Origin of the sequence: Lentzea terrae, from assembly GCF_003265345.1 — a bacterium.
Taxonomy (GTDB): domain Bacteria; phylum Actinomycetota; class Actinomycetes; order Mycobacteriales; family Pseudonocardiaceae; genus Lentzea; species Lentzea terrae.
The window spans coordinates 92,535-108,348 of record NZ_QFWW01000030.1; the positions used below are offsets into that span (position 1 = coordinate 92,535).

The following is a 15,814-nucleotide window of genomic DNA, read 5'->3' on the forward strand; positions in this document are numbered from 1 at the left end:
GGGGTCTGACAATTTCAGATCGGCGCTGGTCAGAGGCCCCTCAGTCGCACGGGCAGCAGTTGCAGTCGCAGCACTCGCAGCCGTCGCAGTCGAGCGGGTTCTCCCTGCGCTTGTCGCTCCACGGACCGGGGAACGGGTCGCGGCAGCAGAACTGGCAGGTCCCGCACATGTAGAGGAACGCCCCGCTGCCGGCGAAGCACCCGCGCGGCCGGGGCACCGGGTTCAACCGCGGGAACGCCCACAACCCGCTACCCGGATTCGACCGCGAGGGCTTCTCCGGAGCGCGCCGCTTGCCGAACACGCGAGTGATCGACTCCTCCAGCTCGTGCACCAGCAGCTTGTGCACCAGCCGCGCGTCGGTGAACTCGACCTCGTCCAGCGCCAGCCGGATGCCCGTCACCGCGTCCAGACACAGCCGATGCGCCTCAGCGACCGAAGTCCCGGTGGCCAGCAACGGGTTCCACGCGCCGGCCGCGCGGTCGGACTCCAGGTCCTCCGCGGCGTCGATCAGGTGGGCAACCCGCCCGAACAGCCGCCCAACCTCGCGCAACGGCTCGACGTTGCCGGGCTTCCCGGCCAGCACCGCCGTCTGCGCCACCGCGAACCCGGTCGCGGTCTCCGTCGGCTCGGTCACCACCAGCACCGAGCTGCCCACACCGGCAGCCGCCTCGACGAGTGGCTGCCGCCGCACCGAGTCGACCATCACGGACGCGTCGAACCCCAGGTCGGACGCCGTGTCGAACCCCTTGGCAGCCCAGCGCTGCGCCACCGCGCGCCCAGCCCAGCCGACCTTGCCGGCCAGTCCGTCGCCGTCGTCCACGTGGTCGTGGATCTTCAACGACGCCAGCACCAGCGACACCGACGCCGCCAGCCGCGCGCCCGCCCCGATCGCCACGTCCGCGGACTTCAGCCCGCGCAACGCGCACGGCCCAGCGGACCTCCGCGACAGGCCGCTCTGCGCCTCGACCATCGCCGAGATCATCAGCCCGTCGTAGTTGGTGACGAGCCGCGAGACATGACCGTGCTCGTCGCGCAACGACAGACACATCCCGCACAGGTGCGCAAGCCACGCGGACCGCAGCTCAGCGCCCATTCGATTGCGGCAGGGGCGGATGATCCCGAACATGCGGCGCATCCTAAGTGGCCGTCTCAGGTTTCGATGGCAGTATCGGCCACGTGGCACACATCCATCCGCCGAAGATCGAGTACTTCGACCTGGACGCCAAGAGCAACACCGATCCCAAGGGGCAGTTGAGGAGCGTCGACGAGTACCGGCTCACCCCGACCGGCCTCTACATGTTCCGGCCGCTGGCGGGGCATCCGAAGATCAGCCACTTCGAGAGCTGGTTCCTGCCCAAGCTCAACATCCGGGTCACGCGGCAGTCCTGGCACCCCGGCCACGTGATCGACTTCGACTTCTACGTGGACGTCGTGGAGATCAACGCGATCGGCAGCGTCTGGAAAACAACGGACCTGTACCTCGACCTGATCGTCCGAACGGGTCACAGCGTCACCGTGCTGGACACGGACGAGTTGATCACCGCAGTTCAGCACAAGTTGATCACGCCTGAACGGGCGCAATGGGCGTTGGAAACCACCTACTCAGCGGTGTCCGGAATTTCAGCGCACGGTCACGATGTGGTCAGGTGGCTCACCTCTTCGGGTTGTCCCACCACCTGGCGTTGACACACCGGTTGATACACAGAGTGTGGTCGTCATCTGACCGTGACGTAACAAATCGACCCGGCGGGTAACTGGGCGCACTTATTTGACTACCCTCGGCGGCGTGGGAGCGGTCACTACACCTCAGCTGGTAGACGTCGTCGACACCATTTCGGGAGTGCGAACCTATTCGTCCGGTGGCTCGCGAACCCTCAGTTCGTGCGACGTCGAACGGTGGGGCCTCCGGATCGAACATCCCACCCCCGAAGACCCCTTCTCCGACGCCGAGGTCACCTGGCTGCTGCCCGAACTGGGCCTGCGCCTCACGACCTACCGCGCCCGCTCCCGGCACGCCCGCAGCGGCCCGAGCGTGCTCTCCGCCGTCCGGGTCGAGCGCGACCACCGCCACTGGCAGACCACGGACCTGTTGCTGGGCCTGGCAGTTCCCGGCGGCACCACGGCCCGCATCGTCCGCAGCGAGGAGTTCGCCGCCGCCGTCGCGGGCCGCGTCCTGCGCCCCGGCGACGCCGACCAGGCCCTGCGCACGGTCCACCGCACCCTCGAAGAGCTCAGCAACGTCAACCACAACCTCACGAGCTGGCTGACGTGGCACGGCATCTACGACGCCTGGCCGCCCTTGTAGGCCTGGACGCGCTTCACAGCCGTCTCCATCCAGGGATCCTTTGCCGCACCGTAGGCAAAGGCCGTGGAATCAGCAGCAAATCGTTGTGACAGCTGCAACTTGAGGTCCGCGTACTCCTCCAGCGCCTGCGCGTCGTGCCGCAGCCAGTCGCGGAAGTCGATCGCCCACCGCCAACCGGCCCCACCCTCGACCCGCACGTGCAGGTTGACCCGCCGCCCCGGATCCGCCCCGGCGTGCAACCGCTTGCTCCAGTCGCCCTCGCCGCGCGCCGTGTCCTCGTACTGCCCCAAATACGGAAAACCAGCCTGCCCCAACGCATCCCGCAGCGCGTCAGCCGTCTCCACGTCCTCGACCCCGAGCTGGAAGTCCAGCACGTCCTTGGCCGCAAGCCCAGGAACCGCAGTCGACCCGATGTGCTCGACATGCCGCCCACCAGCCGCCACGCTGATCCGCCGCGCCACCCGCCGAGCCTGAGCAGGCCACCGCTCGTCATACGGCACCACGATCGGCGCCCCCGACGCGTACGACTGCGTCCGAACGTTCTTCTCGAACCCCACCAGCCGATCCCACAACCCGGTGACGTCCGGAACCTCCCCCGAATTGTCCAGCCACACATCAGCAACAGCACGCCGCTGCTCATCCGTGGCCTGCGCGGCAATCCGCTGCCTCGCGTCGTTCTCGTCCATCCCCCGACTGCCGACCAGCCTGCGCAGCCGCGTCTCAGCATCCGCGTACACCACGATCACCAGGTGATACGCCGCCGCCAAATCCCGCTCCACCAGCAACGGAATGTCGTGCACCACGATCGCGTCCTCGGGAGCCTCAGCCATCCGCTGCCCGGTCAACGCCCCGATGCGCGGATGCGTGATCCCGTTGAGCGTCTGCCGAGCCTCCTCGGAAGCAAACGCCTTGGCCGCCAACGCCGCCCGGTTCAAGGTCCCGTCATCGTTCAGAACGTCCGCCCCGAACGCCTTGACGACCTCCTTGAGCCCATCACTGCCAGGCTCCAACACCTCACGAGCAAGCTTGTCCGCGTCGACGACAACAGCGCCGCGCTCCTCGAGCAGCCGCGCGATCGTCGACTTGCCGGACCCGATTCCGCCGGTCAACCCCACCCTGAGCATGTCGGTCAGGTTAGCCGGGCCAACGGCACCAACAGCACCGACACCACCGCCGCCACCACCGCGACCGTGCCAAAACTCGTGGCCGCCCCCATCGTCCCGATCACCGCGACCCCAAGCGCCAGCCCGAACTCCATACCCGTCTCCGACACCGCCGCCGCCGAACCCGCCTTCTCCACCGGCGCCGCACCAACGATGAGGTCCGTGCTCAACGCCATCACCGGCCCCTGCCCGAGATAAACCACCGCAAGACCGAGCACAGTCGCGTACGGCATGATCACGAACCCCACACCAGCCACCACCAACGCCGCCGCCACCGTCCGCCCAGCACCGAACCGGGCAGCCAGCCGCGGAGCCAGCACCGAAGTGACGATCATCGCCACAGCCGCGGGCAACAACAGCAACCCGGCCCGCAACGGCGAAAAGTGCTGCTGCAACTGCTGCGTGACCAACAGGTACATCCCCGCCGTGACCGCAGCGTCCCCCACCAGCACCACAACCGCACGCACGAACCGCCCCCGGAACAGCGCTGTCTCGATCAACGGCTGCGCAATCCTCCGTTGCCGCCACACGAACAACGCCCCGAACCCAAGCCCCACCACGGCCGGCACGACGTCGAAGTGCTTGATGCCGTACACCGTCAGCACCGTCGCCACCAACACCAGCGCGACGCTCAGCAGGTCCACCCGCTGCACCGGCCCTCGGTGTTCCGGCAGCACGAACGGCCCCGTGACCAGCACCAACATCATGACGGGCACCGCGACGAGAAACGCCGACCCCCACCACCACGTCTCCAACAGGGCGCCCCCGACCACCGGACCGAGCGCAACACCACCGGAAATGGCCGCCGCCCAGATCCCGATCGCCGTACCGCGCCGAGCCTGGAACATCGTGCTGATCAACGCCAACGTGGACGGCATCAACGTCGCCCCGGCGACACCGAGCAACGCCCGTGCCGCAATCAACGCCTCAGCGGTAGGCGCATAAGCGGCCAACACAGACCCGCCCGCGAACGCCGCCGCCCCGATGAACAACAGCCTGCGCCGCCCGATCCGATCGCCGAGCACCCCCATCGGTATGAGCAGCGCGGCGATCACGAACCCGTAGCTGTCGAGAATCCAGAGCAGCTCCGGCCCGCTCGGCTGCAAGCTCTTCGCGAGGTGCGGGGACGCGAGGAAGAGGATCGTGACGTCCATGGCGAGCAGCGCCGTGGGCAGCGTGAGAACCGCCAGCCCCAACCAGGACCGAATGCTTTCCCTTGATCGAGTTTCCATGATCCCGACGCTAAAGTCTCACATGGGTGTGAGAGTCAAGGGGGGAAACTCGCGTGCGAATCGGAGAGCTGGCGCGGCGCACCGGAGTGAGCCAACGGCTGCTGCGCTACTACGAAGAACAGGGCCTGCTGACACCACAACGCCAGCCCAGCGGCTACCGCGTCTACGCCGACTCCGACGTGCTGCGCGTGGCCCACGTCCGCACTCTGCTGGCGGCCGGTCTGTCCACGAACACCATCGCCGACGTGCTGCCGTGCATGGGCGTGGAAGGCGAACGCCTGATCGCCTCGATCTGCCCGGAACTGGTGGACGAACTGCTCGTGGAACGCGCCCGCATCGCCGAGTCCATCCGCGTACTGCAAGAGGCCCAGTCCGCCCTGGACGCGATCATCACCGCTACACCGGCGGCGTCATCGACTGCTGCGCCAGCACCGGCAGGATCGCGGTGAGCCGCTCCTTCGGGATGAAGTTGTGCCGGTTGCGCACCACGAACGTCGACTTCCCGAGCGACCCGATCAACAGCTGCTCGTCCTTGCCCTCGATCAACGTCCCCTTCTGCTTCCCGACGTCAACCTCGGTGATCTTCGCCCCGTCCTGCCGCTCAGCCTCGACGCTCTCGGTGACGCGCGTCCGAGCCGTGAGGTCGTCCGTGTAGGTCGACAGCCCGATGACGATCTTCGCGTCCGGCAGGTTCTTCTTCTCGGGAATCCCGTAGTAACAATCGATCTTGCCGGTCCGCCCGATCCCAGGCTCCTTGATGCCGATGATGATCCGCGGCTCGCCGGGCAACGCCTGCCCGAGCGTCGCGTTCATGACATCCACCGACACCACGAGCTCGCAGTCGTCCGGCAACGGCCGATCAACCATGGCCGGCACCTTGGACGCCGTGGTAGGCGGAGTGATCTTCGGAATCTGCGGCGGCGGCGCCTGGGTTTGCGGTGCCGCAGACTGGCAGGCCGCGCAGACCATCAGCGCCACAGCGCCAAGCACCACGAAGAACTTGTTCCCACGCATAGGTTTGCCAACCTACACAACGCCCAAAGCCCTCCACCACGGAGTGAACGGTGACGACGCGAAGGCGAAGCCAAGCCGATGCGAAGGCGAAGCCGAGGCGCTTGAAAGCTTGAGACGCGGTTCGGATGGGTCCTCGTCACGAGCCGCACCACCTACCCTCGAACCGGAAACCCCTACAACTCAACCTACTCAGAGGGTCCGACAAAAAAGTCGAAGGCCCCCGCGCCAAAGCACGGGGGCCTTCGAAGATCTAGCTGGCTAACTCACATACCGCCAGACAGCTTCTCCCGCAGAGCAGCAAGCTGCTCGTCGGAAGCCAGCGTGCCACCGGACTGAGCCGGCGCGCCAACGGAAGCCGACGGAGCGTCCCCACCCGAGGTGTAGTTGCCCGCACCCTCGGCCGAAGCCTCTTCCTCAGCCTCAGCGGCCTTGCGGATCTGCTTCATGTGGGCCTCGTAACGAGTGTGCGCCTCGGCGTACTGGCGCTCCCACTCCTCACGCTGCTTGTCGAAGCCGTCCTGCCACTCCTGGGTCTCCGGGTCGAAGCCCTCGGGGTAGATGTAGTTGCCCTGGTCGTCGTACTCGGCGGCCATGCCGTACTGGGTCGGGTCGAACTCGGTGTCGACCGTGAAGCCCTCGTTGGCCTGCTTGAGCGACAGCGAGATCCGACGACGGTCGAGGTCGATGTCGATGACCTTGACCATGACGTCGTCGCCGACCTGGACGACCTGCTCCGGGATCTCCACGTGGCGCTCGGCCAGCTCGGAGATGTGGACCAGGCCCTCGATGCCCTCGTCCACGCGGACGAACGCACCGAACGGAACCAGCTTCGTGACCTTGCCCGGCACGATCTGGCCGATCGCGTGGGTGCGGGCGAACTGGCGCCACGGGTCTTCCTGCGTGGCCTTCAGCGAGAGCGACACGCGCTCGCGCTCCATGTCGACGTCGAGGACCTCGACGGTGACTTCCTGGCCGACCTCGACAACCTCGGACGGGTGGTCGATGTGCTTCCAGGACAGCTCCGAGACGTGGACGAGACCGTCGACGCCACCCAGGTCCACGAAGGCACCGAAGTTGACGATCGAGGACACGACGCCCTTGCGGACCTGGCCCTTCTGCAGCTGGTTGAGGAACTCGCTGCGGACCTCGGACTGGGTCTGCTCGAGCCACGCGCGGCGGGACAGGACCACGTTGTTGCGGTTCTTGTCCAGCTCGATGATCTTCGCCTCGAGCTCACGGCCGACGTACGGCTGGAGGTCGCGGACGCGACGCATCTCGACGAGCGAGGCGGGGAGGAAGCCGCGGAGGCCGATGTCGAGGATGAGACCACCCTTGACGACCTCGATGACGGTGCCCTTGACGGGCTCGTCCTTCTCCTTGAGGGCCTCGATGGTGCCCCAGGCGCGCTCGTACTGGGCGCGCTTCTTGGAGAGGATCAGGCGGCCTTCCTTGTCCTCCTTCTGGAGAACAAGTGCCTCGACCTCGTCACCGACGGAGACAACCTCGGCGGGATCGACGTCGTGCTTGATCGACAGTTCGCGCGAGGGGATGACGCCCTCGGTCTTGTAGCCGATGTCGAGCAGGACCTCGTCCCGGTCGACCTTGACGATCGTGCCCTCAACGATGTCGCCATCGTTGAAGTACTTGATCGTCTTGTCGATAGCAGCGAGGAAGTCCTCCTCCGTCCCGATGTCGTTGATCGCGACCTGCTTGGGCGCAGCGGCAACGGGGGCGGTGGTGGTGTCGGTGGACATTAGGTAGGTGGCTCCGGTACGGATTGGCATTGAATGAGTGGTAGTGGTGCGCGCGCAGCATCGCAGCGACCTGGAATCCCCGACCGTTCTGGATCATGGGCAGCACTAACCCACTACGCGGGCGTTATCGTACGCGGCCGCGAGAGGTGTGAGCAAACCAGCCCCCATGTGAAGGAGCAGTGTGTCCAACCAGCACGCGAGCGCGGAGCAAGCGCTCGGCACGGCCGGCATCGTCAAGCGCGGAGCGGACGCCGCCGAGTCACGTGCGGCGAACCGCATCTGGTGGGACGCGGACGCGGACGACTACCACGACACGCACGGCGACTTCCTGGGCGCGGCCGACTTCGTCTGGTGCCCCGAGGGCCTGCGTGAGGAAGAGGTCCGCTTCCTCGGCAACACAGCAGGTCAGAGCGTCCTGGAGGTCGGCTCCGGCAGCGCCCCGTGCGCCCGCTGGCTCAAGGCCAACGGCGCCAACGTCACCGCGTTCGACATCTCCGCGGGCATGCTCCGCCACGCGCGTGAGAACAACGCCAAGACCGGCATCGACGTGCCCCTCGTGCAGGCCAGCGCTGATCAGCTGCCCTTCAGGGACGCGAGCTTCGACGCCGCCTGCTCGGCGTTCGGCGCCGTGCCGTTCGTGGCGGACGTTCAGGAGGTCTTCAGCGAGGTCGCCCGCGTGCTCAAGCCCGGATCACCGTGGGTCTTCGCGGTCAACCACCCGATGCGCTGGATCTTCCCGGACGACCCGGGCCCGCTCGGCCTCACCGTGACGCAGTCGTACTTCGACCGCACCCCCTATGTAGAGGTCGACGGCGAGGGCCACGCCACCTACGTCGAGCACCACCGCACGCTCGGCGACTACATCCGCGCACTCACCACCACGGGTTTCGTCCTCGAAGACCTGGTCGAGCCGGAGTGGCCGCAGGGGCACACGCGCGTCTGGGGGCAGTGGAGCCCGCTGCGGGGCAAGCTCTTCCCCGGCACCGCGATCTTCCGGACGCGCCTGACGTCGTAATCTCAACGCTCATGACCTCGGCACGCGGACTCGTGGCGGCCCAGTCAGCACGGTTCGCGTCACTGGACCCGTTGCTCCCGTCCGCCGTCGAACCGCCGACGGACGGCCACGTCATCACGGCAGCGCTCGCGGACGGCACGCGCGTCGCCGGGGTCATCAGCCACCAGTCCTTCGAACCCCACTCGATCACGCGGCTCTGGTCCGCGGCCGAGGTGTGGGAGCTGTTGCCGCTGGTCGGCACCACGCAGGGCATGGACGCGCTGCTCACGCGGTGGCGCCGGCACCTCGACGCGCAGGAGATCGGCGAGGACACCGCGTGCGTCGTGCACTGGCCGAGCCGCGACACGAAGGCCGCGCGCGCGTTCCTCGACCACGGCCTGGTGCCGCTGTCCGTGCTCGGGGTCAGGCTGCGCACGCCCGCGCCACGCGTCCCGCGCACGCTCACCATCCGCCGCGCCACCCCGCACGACCTGGAGACCGTGCTGGAGCTGTCGCTCGCGGAGCTTGAGTACTCGTCGTTCGTCGGCTCCACGATCGTGCGGCCGGAGGCACGCGCCCTGAAGAGCCGGGCCCTCGCCGAACGCCTCACCAACGCGAGCCCGATCTGGCTGGCCGAGCGCGACGGCATCGCGGTGGCGCTGGCCGAGTGCGCGATCGTGTCGTCCGAACCGGGTACCAGCGCGGCCATGCGCCTGCCCCGCGGCCGCTGGGGTTATGTGAACTGCCTCTCGGTGCTGCCCGGCGCCCGCGGCACCGGCATCGGCCAGCAGCTCGTCGCCCACGCCCACCAGGAGCTGCACCGCATGGGGGCGGTCGGCACGTATCTCTACTACAACCCGCCGAACCCGCTGAGCAGCGTCTTCTGGCCACGTCAGGGCTACCGGCCGCTGTGGACCGTCTGGGAAGTACGCCCCGCCTCCGCCCTTAGGTGACCTATGTCCGAGTTGCCACGGGGCCACGTCTGCGGGAGAATTTGTACTGACCGGTCAGTTTAAACGGAAGGTAAAGACGTGGAAATCCACGCAAGTCGCGCAGGCGTCAACGGGGGACATGGTCCCCTGCTCCGCCCGACTTCGCTGACCGTGAAACCCGGCGAGCTGACCCTGGTCGCGGGCGACCCCGGCACCGGCCACACCGCGCTCGGCCTGCTGCTCTCCGGCCGCATCAAGCCCTCGACGGGCACGGTGTCGCCGGACGCGAAGACGCTGCGCAAGCAGGTCGTGCTGATCGACGCCCCCGACGTGAACGAGCCGGAGGACGCGCTGACCCTGGCCGCCGTCGTCGGCGAAGAGCTCGCGATGAACGGCATGCGCTCGAGCAAGAAGGCGGTGCACGACTGGTTGGTCGAGCACGCCGCCGACGAGCACGCGGCCAAGCGCTTCGAACACGTGCCGGCGCAGACGCGGTGCGCGGTGCTGCTCGAGCTCGCCTCGGAGCGTCCCGGCGTCACGGCGCTCGTCCTCGACTGCCCCGACCGCTACCACCCCAACCCGCGCGAGTGGTTCGCCTTGGCGCACAACTACGTGACCCCCGAACGGTCCGTGGTCGCCCTGTGCTCGAACTCCTCCGCTCACATCCTCGACATCCCGCACGCGCGCCTTGGTGAGGACAACAACACCAAGATGGAGATCACCGCATGAGCGCCCTTCGCATGGCCTTCAACGAAATTCGCCGGGTCACGTCCGGCACCCTGCCCCGGCTCGCGGTGGTCGCGCTGGCCCTGGTGCCGCTGCTCTACGCGTCGCTGTACCTGTACGCCAACAAGGACCCGTACGCGAACCTCAACCAGGTCCCGGCCGCGCTGGTCGTCAAGGACAAGGGCGCCAAGGACCTCAACGCCGGCAAGCAGGTCGCGGACGAGCTGCTCAACGGCAAGAAGTTCAACTGGCACGTGGTGGACAACCCCGCCGACGCCGACGACGGCGTGCGCAAGGGCACGTACATCTTCGCGTTGACGCTGCCGGAGGACTTCTCCGAGGCGCTCACGTCCGCGGAGCAGAACAAGCCGCGGCAGGGCGTGCTCACGCTGACCACCAACGACGCCAACAACTACCTGGGCAGCACGATCGCGAACCAGGTCGTCGCCGAGGTGCGCCGCGCCGTCACGGCGAAGGTCTCCAGCCAGGCCGCGGACAAGCTGCTGCTCGGCTTCTCCACGATCCGCCAGGAGACGACCAAGGCCGTCGACGGCGCCACGCAGCTCGCGACCGGCAACGCAGAGCTGCGTGACAAGCTCAAGGAGCTCGACACCGGCGCCCAGCAGCTCTACCCCGGCTCGGTGACGGCCGCGAACGGCGCCGCGCAGTTGCGGGACGGCACGCACCAGATGCGTTCGCAGGCCTCCGTACTGCCCGACAGCACGCGTCAGCTCGCGAACGGCGCACGCCAGGTCGCGGACGGCAACGAGACCGCCGCGCGGCAGGCCGAGGAGTACGCGAAGAAGGCGCAGGCGTTGGTCGGCGTGCTCGACCAGGCCAACGGTGACATTGCGAACCGCTTGCGCGCCTTGGGCTTCTCCGATGCCCAGGTGCAGAACGTGATGTCCACGATCGGCCAGGTCCGCAAGCCGGTCGACGACGCCAACGGCAAGGTCCAGAGCGCGTCGGGCGATCTGCGCAAGCTCGCGAACGGCGCGGACCAGGTGGCCGACGGCGCCGAGCAGCTCGCGTCGAAGATGCCCGGCCTCTACGACGGCATCGTGAAGGTCGACGACGGCCTCACCTCTCTCGCGGACGGCAACGCGAAGATCCGCGACGGCCTGCAGAAGGTCTCCGCGGGCACGCCGCAGTTCGTCGACGGCTCCACCAAGCTCGCGGACGGCGCGGCTCAGCTGCGCGACGGCCTGTCCGGCGGCGTCAACAAGATCCCGAACGCGGACGACCCGACCCGTGCGGCCATCGCTGCCGCGATCGGTGACCCGGTGGCGGTGAAGGGCCTGTCCCAGACGAAGGCCGCCACTTACGGCGCCGGTCTGGCTCCGTTCTTCTTGGGCCTGGCGACGTGGATCGGCGCGTTCGTGCTCTTCCTGCTGCTGCGCCCGCTGTCACGCCGTGCGTTGGCCGCTGGGCAGTCCGCGTTGCGTGTCGCGTTGGGCGGTTGGCTGCCGGGTGCGTTGCTCGGCATCGTGCAGGTGCTCGTGATGTTCTCGGTGGTGCGGTTCGTGGTCGACATCGAGCCGTCGAACCCCTTCGGCACGTTCGCGTTCCTCGCGCTGATGTCACTGACGTTCGTGGCGATCCTGCACGCGCTGAACGCCACGTTCGGCGCCGTCGGCAAGTTCCTTGGCCTGATCCTGCTGATCCTGCAGCTGGTCAGCGCTGGCGGCACGTTCCCGTGGCAGACGATCCCGGCGCCGCTGTACCCGCTGCACTACGGCCTGCCGATGGGCTACGCGGTCGACGGCCTGCGTCATCTGATGTACGGCGGCGACCTCGGCGCCGTCGGCCATGACGCTTTGATCCTTCTCGCCTGGCTGGTCGGGGCCCTAGCCTTGTCATCCGTGGCGGCTTACAGGCAGCGGGTGTGGACAGCGTCGAGGCTGAAGCCGGAGCTGGTGCTGTGAGCGCGCGCACCACCGCGACCAAGCAGAAGCTCTTCGACGCGGCGTTGAAGCTGGTCGGCGAACGGGGCGCCGCCTCGGTGACGGTCGACGAGATCGCCGCGGAGGCAGGCGTCGCCAAGGGCACGATCTACTACAACTTCGCCTCGAAGGACGCCCTGGTAGAAGCCCTGCTCAGGCACGGAGTGGAGATCCTCGCGGGCCGGCTGCGGTCCGCCGAGAGCGCCGACGACTCGCTGGAGGCGCTGGTCGACGAGATGCTCGGCTTCTGGGCCGAGTACCCGGCGTTCGGCCAGCTCCTGGTCTCCGAGCTGTGGCGCACGCCGGGCCAGTGGCACGGCACTCTCTCGCTGCTGCGCGACGACATCGTGTCGATCGTGCGCGGTCAGATGAAGCGCCTGTCCGACGCGGGCCGCCTGCCGGAGGGTGTCGAGGTCGGCACCGCGTCGGCGGCGTTGTTCGGCACGCTGCTCGTGATCGCTCTGGACTGGCAGGTCTTTCAGCCGGAGCGAACGCGGGCGCAGGTGCGCGACTCGGTCATGCTGCTGGTGCGGGGAATGCGTTCTGGTCGGTGACCTGCATCGCGTTCAGCCGACGGATCACCTGGGCGCCGAGCACCGCGGCCGCGACGGACAGCAGTGCCGAGATCGTGGCGAACACCGCGAGCGCGACTCCGTACTGCGCAGACAGCGTCAGGGAGAAGTTCGAGGCGAGGAAGCAGATCCACCACAGCAGGACCAGGCCGCTCGGCTCGCGATGTTGCAGGCCGAGCGTGGGCTGCGAACGGTCGGACGCGCGCCAGATGTCCTGCATCACCGCGTAGGGGATGTAGAGGTTCACGACCGGGATCAGCCAGCCGATGACCACCCACACGTTCCTGAAGCGGTGCTGCTGGGGCGTGATGGCCTCGGCGTTGCGCCGCGCCCGGTTCATCCACAGCATGAAGAGGATTGCCGCGACGACGTACGCGACCAGCCAGATCCCCGACAGCACGTCGGCCACCACGGCGCCGAGCGGCGTGTACTGGTCGGCCTCGGCCGTGAGCCACAGGAACACCGCGACGAGGACCTTGGTCGCCGCCACGACGCCGATTGCGATCGTCGCTGCCAGCCCGGCTCGGTGCATCGTTCCCCCAGGTAGTCGCGCTCCCGACAGCGGCGTGGAGCGTAACCGATTACTGCCCGATCGAGCGATGCGTTTGGTCGTGCGGGGCTAAATGGCCGCCGGTACGAACAAGAGATGCCGAAACTGCTGAGTCTCGCCGCCGCACTGCTCGTGTCCGCCGCCCTCACGACGACGCCGGCGGTGGCCGCCGAGCCCGTGACGGCCACCGCCGACTTCCAGGAAGCCCTGTTCTCCCCAGTCGACGGTGTCCTCGACTTCGAGGAGACAGCCGACGGCATCAAGGTCACCGGCAAGTTCCAGAAGGGGTTCGCCGCCACCGACCCGGACGACTACCAGGTGCAGGTGCTCGACAACGCGACGGTGATCGTGGACTTCAGCAAGGACTTCCAGAAGGTCGCCGAGATCGCACCACCGGCGGTCGAGGAGTTCGAGTTCACCACGAAGACCAAGCAGAAGATCGCCGACATCCGCAACGAGGACGTTGTGGTGAAGCAGCTCGTGGACGTGGCAGCGGGCATCAAGGTGCAGGCCGAGATCGGCCGCGCGAAGGTCGTCAAGTAGCGGTCAGCGGGCGTCTTCGTAGTGCAGCGAGGGCGCCCGCCCTTCCAACGCCCGTTCGACGGCGTCCAGTACGGCACGGCTCGTGCGTTTCGCGGCGTCGTGGGCGAAGTGACCGAGCAGCACCTGCTGCGTCGGATGAGACAGCACCGGGTCCGGCACCGGCGCGTGCGTGTGCACCTCCACCACGGGCGCGTTCTCGGCCAGCAGACGTTCCACAGCCCGCAGAACACCCTCGCGATAGCTGTCGTGCACCCACGCGACCAGCAGGTTCACCGGCCGTCCGGCGAGCTCGTACTCGACCTCCGACGCGAGCTCAGCCGGCTTGGCCCAGTCGGCGCGCACCCACGTCGGCCGATGACCTCGCGAGATCGAGGCCCGCGCCGCCCGGCCAGGACCCGAGTCGGCCATCAGGGGCTGGGTCCGCGACGGCAGCAGCACCTGCCACCCGCGTTCCACCAGCCGTTGCGCGCAACCGGCCAGCATGCCGGTCCCGCCGAGCACCAGAGCCGTTCTCACCGAGCACGCTCCTCCCCGACCGAGGCCAGCGGCCCGGCCAGCCACCGCTCCACCTGCCCCTGCCCGCACAACCGCACGACCACGATCTCGTCGACCAGGGCGAGCACCCTGTCCCGGTTGCGCCGGTAGGTCTTCCAGCCCCACCTCAGTATGTGCTCGGAGTCCGTGAACACCGACCACAGCGACGATTCCTGGTTACCGTTCCACAACTCCACCCTGCCCGCGCGACGTCTGACCGTGCGCCTGACCAGCCGGCCCATCACGGTCGCGAACGGATGATCGAGCCACACCACGGTGTCCGCGCGCTTGAGCAGCACCGGCCGGGCGTCGTGGTACTGGAACTCGGTGACCCAGGCCGGCTCGTCGGCGAACGCGAGGACGTCGGCCAGGAACTCGGGTCTCGGCGTCCACTGTGGACCCCAGTAGAGGCTGTCCAGCTCCACTCGCCGCAGGTCGAGCGACGAGGAGATGCGCCGGCAGAGCGTCGACTTGCCGGATCCGGTGTTGCCTGCGACGAGGATGCGCCGGGGCACGTGCGGCAGCGGATCAGCTGGTCCGAGCAACGGCATCGAGCCAGGCTAGCGAAAGCACAAGACGAAAACAGGGCCCCCGGAACACCGGAGGCCCTGCCTTCAATCAAGCCGCGTCAGAGAGCGGTGACGTTCGTCGCCTGCGGGCCCTTCTGGCCCTGCGTGACGTCGAACGAGACCTTCTGGTTCTCCTCGAGGCTGCGGTAGCCGCCACCGTTGAGGGCCGAGTAGTGGACGAAGACGTCAGCGCCGCCGTCCTCGGGGGCGATGAAGCCGAAGCCCTTTTCGGCGTTGAACCACTTGACGGTGCCGTTAGCCATGTACTGCTCCTTCAATACTGAAGAGCAAGCCGCACTTTACGGCTGCTCCGTGGTTGGTCGTGAGCCGACCGCCCCAACCGTGAAGAAGGAGAAGCGCTCGCAACTGAAGTTCGGCGAGCGTGAAATGACACGAACACAAAACCGCAACCGTCAGACAGTCTACCCCATGTCGGCTGACAGCTACCGGCGCTTCCGCTGAGGCACCGCGAACCGCTCCTGCATGTGCGTGATCCGCCAGATCAGGAAGCACGCGAGCCCGGCCGCACCGAGCGCGCACAACGTGGAAAGCGTGGAAAACACCACGTAGACAGGTGTGTCGAGCATCAACGACTCGAACACGTCACACAGCACCATCGCGAGGAACGCGTACTGCCACGGCTTGATCAACGGGCTGGCCACGCGCTGGTCGAACGGCACCTCGCGTTGTCCCGGATCGCTCGCCCGCCACACCTGCGACACCGTCCGCACGCCGTGCAGGGCGATCGCCTCGGCGTTGTGGGTGGCGCTGCGGAACCACAGGAACGACGCGACCGCCGCGGGCACCATCAGCACGATGGCGAGGAAGCTCCACGAGGACGAGCCGCCCTGCCAGTCGGTGATCGTGCCCCAGACGGACGCGACGGCGACCAGCGCGATGAGGCCCTGGCTGACGTAGCCGGTCAGCCGGACGTCCCTCAGGTCGATGTAGGTGTCCAACGCAAACTCCCGGTGCACGAGCGG

The 15,814-nt window shown here is 67.8% G+C and carries 19 protein-coding genes; 9 read left to right on the forward strand and 10 right to left on the reverse strand.

Annotated features, from left to right (window positions below; all coding sequences use genetic code 11):
• Positions 1 to 40: 40 nt before the first annotated feature.
• Entirely contained in the window at positions 41 to 1,126 is a 1,086-nt protein-coding gene (locus tag DI276_RS37490) for a DUF5685 family protein (protein ID WP_112273411.1), read from the reverse strand.
• A gap of 50 nt (positions 1,127 to 1,176) precedes the next feature.
• Here DI276_RS37490 and DI276_RS37495 point away from each other — a divergent pair, with 50 nt between their 5' ends.
• Positions 1,177 to 1,686, forward strand: a complete 510-nt coding sequence (locus DI276_RS37495; RefSeq protein ID WP_112273413.1) for a DUF402 domain-containing protein — start codon at positions 1,177 to 1,179, stop codon at positions 1,684 to 1,686.
• Positions 1,687 to 1,840: 154 nt separating this feature from the next.
• Positions 1,841 to 2,305, forward strand: a complete 465-nt coding sequence (locus tag DI276_RS37500) for a DUF402 domain-containing protein (RefSeq protein WP_232837196.1) — start codon at positions 1,841 to 1,843, stop codon at positions 2,303 to 2,305.
• Here the strand turns inward: DI276_RS37500 and coaE are convergent.
• Positions 2,281 to 3,429 carry a dephospho-CoA kinase gene (coaE, locus tag DI276_RS37505; RefSeq protein WP_112272643.1) on the reverse strand — a complete coding sequence of 383 codons (1,149 nt, stop codon included), beginning with the start codon at positions 3,427 to 3,429 and terminating at the stop codon, positions 2,281 to 2,283. The two genes, DI276_RS37500 and coaE, sit on opposite strands and share 25 nt — an antisense overlap.
• A 5-nt stretch (positions 3,430 to 3,434) precedes the next feature.
• Positions 3,435 to 4,700, reverse strand: coding sequence for an MFS transporter (locus tag DI276_RS37510; protein WP_112272645.1), 1,266 nt, complete (start codon positions 4,698 to 4,700; stop codon positions 3,435 to 3,437).
• Between the two features lie 53 nt (positions 4,701 to 4,753).
• Here DI276_RS37510 and DI276_RS37515 point away from each other — a divergent pair, with 53 nt between their 5' ends.
• Positions 4,754 to 5,149: a MerR family transcriptional regulator gene (locus DI276_RS37515; protein WP_112272647.1), complete on the forward strand. Its 396-nt coding sequence runs from the start codon at positions 4,754 to 4,756 to the stop codon at positions 5,147 to 5,149.
• Here DI276_RS37515 and DI276_RS37520 read toward each other — a convergent pair.
• Together DI276_RS37520 and rpsA are read right to left on the reverse strand one after the other, a co-directional pair.
• Entirely contained in the window at positions 5,097 to 5,714 is a 618-nt protein-coding gene (locus DI276_RS37520; RefSeq protein ID WP_112272649.1) for a hypothetical protein, read from the reverse strand. The two genes, DI276_RS37515 and DI276_RS37520, sit on opposite strands and share 53 nt — an antisense overlap.
• Positions 5,715 to 5,977: 263 nt before the next feature.
• A complete protein-coding gene (rpsA, locus tag DI276_RS37525) occupies positions 5,978 to 7,468 on the reverse strand; it encodes a 30S ribosomal protein S1 (protein ID WP_030466565.1) in 1,491 nt (496 codons plus the stop codon).
• 181 nt (positions 7,469 to 7,649) lie between these two features.
• On the opposite strand from rpsA, the gene DI276_RS37530 reads away from it, so the two are divergent.
• The 5 genes from DI276_RS37530 (at position 7,650) to DI276_RS37550 (ending at position 12,617) form a co-directional block, all read left to right on the forward strand.
• The gene (locus DI276_RS37530) at positions 7,650 to 8,483 is read left to right on the forward strand and encodes a class I SAM-dependent methyltransferase (protein ID WP_112272651.1); all 834 of its coding nucleotides are present in this window, start codon (positions 7,650 to 7,652) and stop codon (positions 8,481 to 8,483) included.
• Positions 8,484 to 8,494: 11 nt separating this feature from the next.
• A complete protein-coding gene (locus DI276_RS37535) occupies positions 8,495 to 9,415 on the forward strand; it encodes a GNAT family N-acetyltransferase (RefSeq protein ID WP_112272653.1) in 921 nt (306 codons plus the stop codon).
• A 78-nt stretch (positions 9,416 to 9,493) separates the two neighbouring features.
• Positions 9,494 to 10,123 (forward strand): ATP-binding cassette domain-containing protein, encoded by a 630-nt coding sequence (locus tag DI276_RS37540; RefSeq protein WP_112272656.1) that lies wholly within the window; start codon positions 9,494 to 9,496, stop codon positions 10,121 to 10,123.
• Positions 10,120 to 12,045 carry a YhgE/Pip family protein gene (locus DI276_RS37545; protein WP_112272658.1) on the forward strand — a complete coding sequence of 642 codons (1,926 nt, stop codon included), beginning with the start codon at positions 10,120 to 10,122 and terminating at the stop codon, positions 12,043 to 12,045. Before DI276_RS37540 ends, DI276_RS37545 begins: the two co-directional genes overlap by 4 nt.
• A complete protein-coding gene (locus DI276_RS37550; RefSeq protein ID WP_198681161.1) occupies positions 12,042 to 12,617 on the forward strand; it encodes a TetR/AcrR family transcriptional regulator in 576 nt (191 codons plus the stop codon). Before DI276_RS37545 ends, DI276_RS37550 begins: the two co-directional genes overlap by 4 nt.
• Here DI276_RS37550 and DI276_RS37555 read toward each other — a convergent pair.
• Entirely contained in the window at positions 12,580 to 13,167 is a 588-nt protein-coding gene (locus DI276_RS37555) for a DUF4328 domain-containing protein (RefSeq protein ID WP_112272662.1), read from the reverse strand. The two genes, DI276_RS37550 and DI276_RS37555, sit on opposite strands and share 38 nt — an antisense overlap.
• 114 nt (positions 13,168 to 13,281) lie before the next feature.
• On the opposite strand from DI276_RS37555, the gene DI276_RS37560 reads away from it, so the two are divergent.
• Entirely contained in the window at positions 13,282 to 13,728 is a 447-nt protein-coding gene (locus DI276_RS37560) for a hypothetical protein (protein WP_112272663.1), read from the forward strand.
• 3 nt (positions 13,729 to 13,731) lie between these two features.
• Here DI276_RS37560 and DI276_RS37565 read toward each other — a convergent pair whose 3' ends face one another.
• From DI276_RS37565 to DI276_RS37580, 4 genes are all read right to left on the reverse strand, one after another.
• The gene (locus DI276_RS37565) at positions 13,732 to 14,244 is read right to left on the reverse strand and encodes a Rossmann-fold NAD(P)-binding domain-containing protein (RefSeq protein ID WP_232837197.1); all 513 of its coding nucleotides are present in this window, start codon (positions 14,242 to 14,244) and stop codon (positions 13,732 to 13,734) included.
• Positions 14,241 to 14,813 carry a P-loop NTPase family protein gene (locus DI276_RS37570; RefSeq protein WP_112272665.1) on the reverse strand — a complete coding sequence of 191 codons (573 nt, stop codon included), beginning with the start codon at positions 14,811 to 14,813 and terminating at the stop codon, positions 14,241 to 14,243. The genes DI276_RS37565 and DI276_RS37570 overlap by 4 nt, the downstream gene beginning before the upstream one ends.
• A 77-nt stretch (positions 14,814 to 14,890) precedes the next feature.
• A complete protein-coding gene (locus tag DI276_RS37575; protein WP_086665400.1) occupies positions 14,891 to 15,094 on the reverse strand; it encodes a cold-shock protein in 204 nt (67 codons plus the stop codon).
• A gap of 180 nt (positions 15,095 to 15,274) precedes the next feature.
• A complete protein-coding gene (locus DI276_RS37580; RefSeq protein WP_112272667.1) occupies positions 15,275 to 15,808 on the reverse strand; it encodes a hypothetical protein in 534 nt (177 codons plus the stop codon).
• Positions 15,809 to 15,814 lie beyond the last annotated feature (6 nt).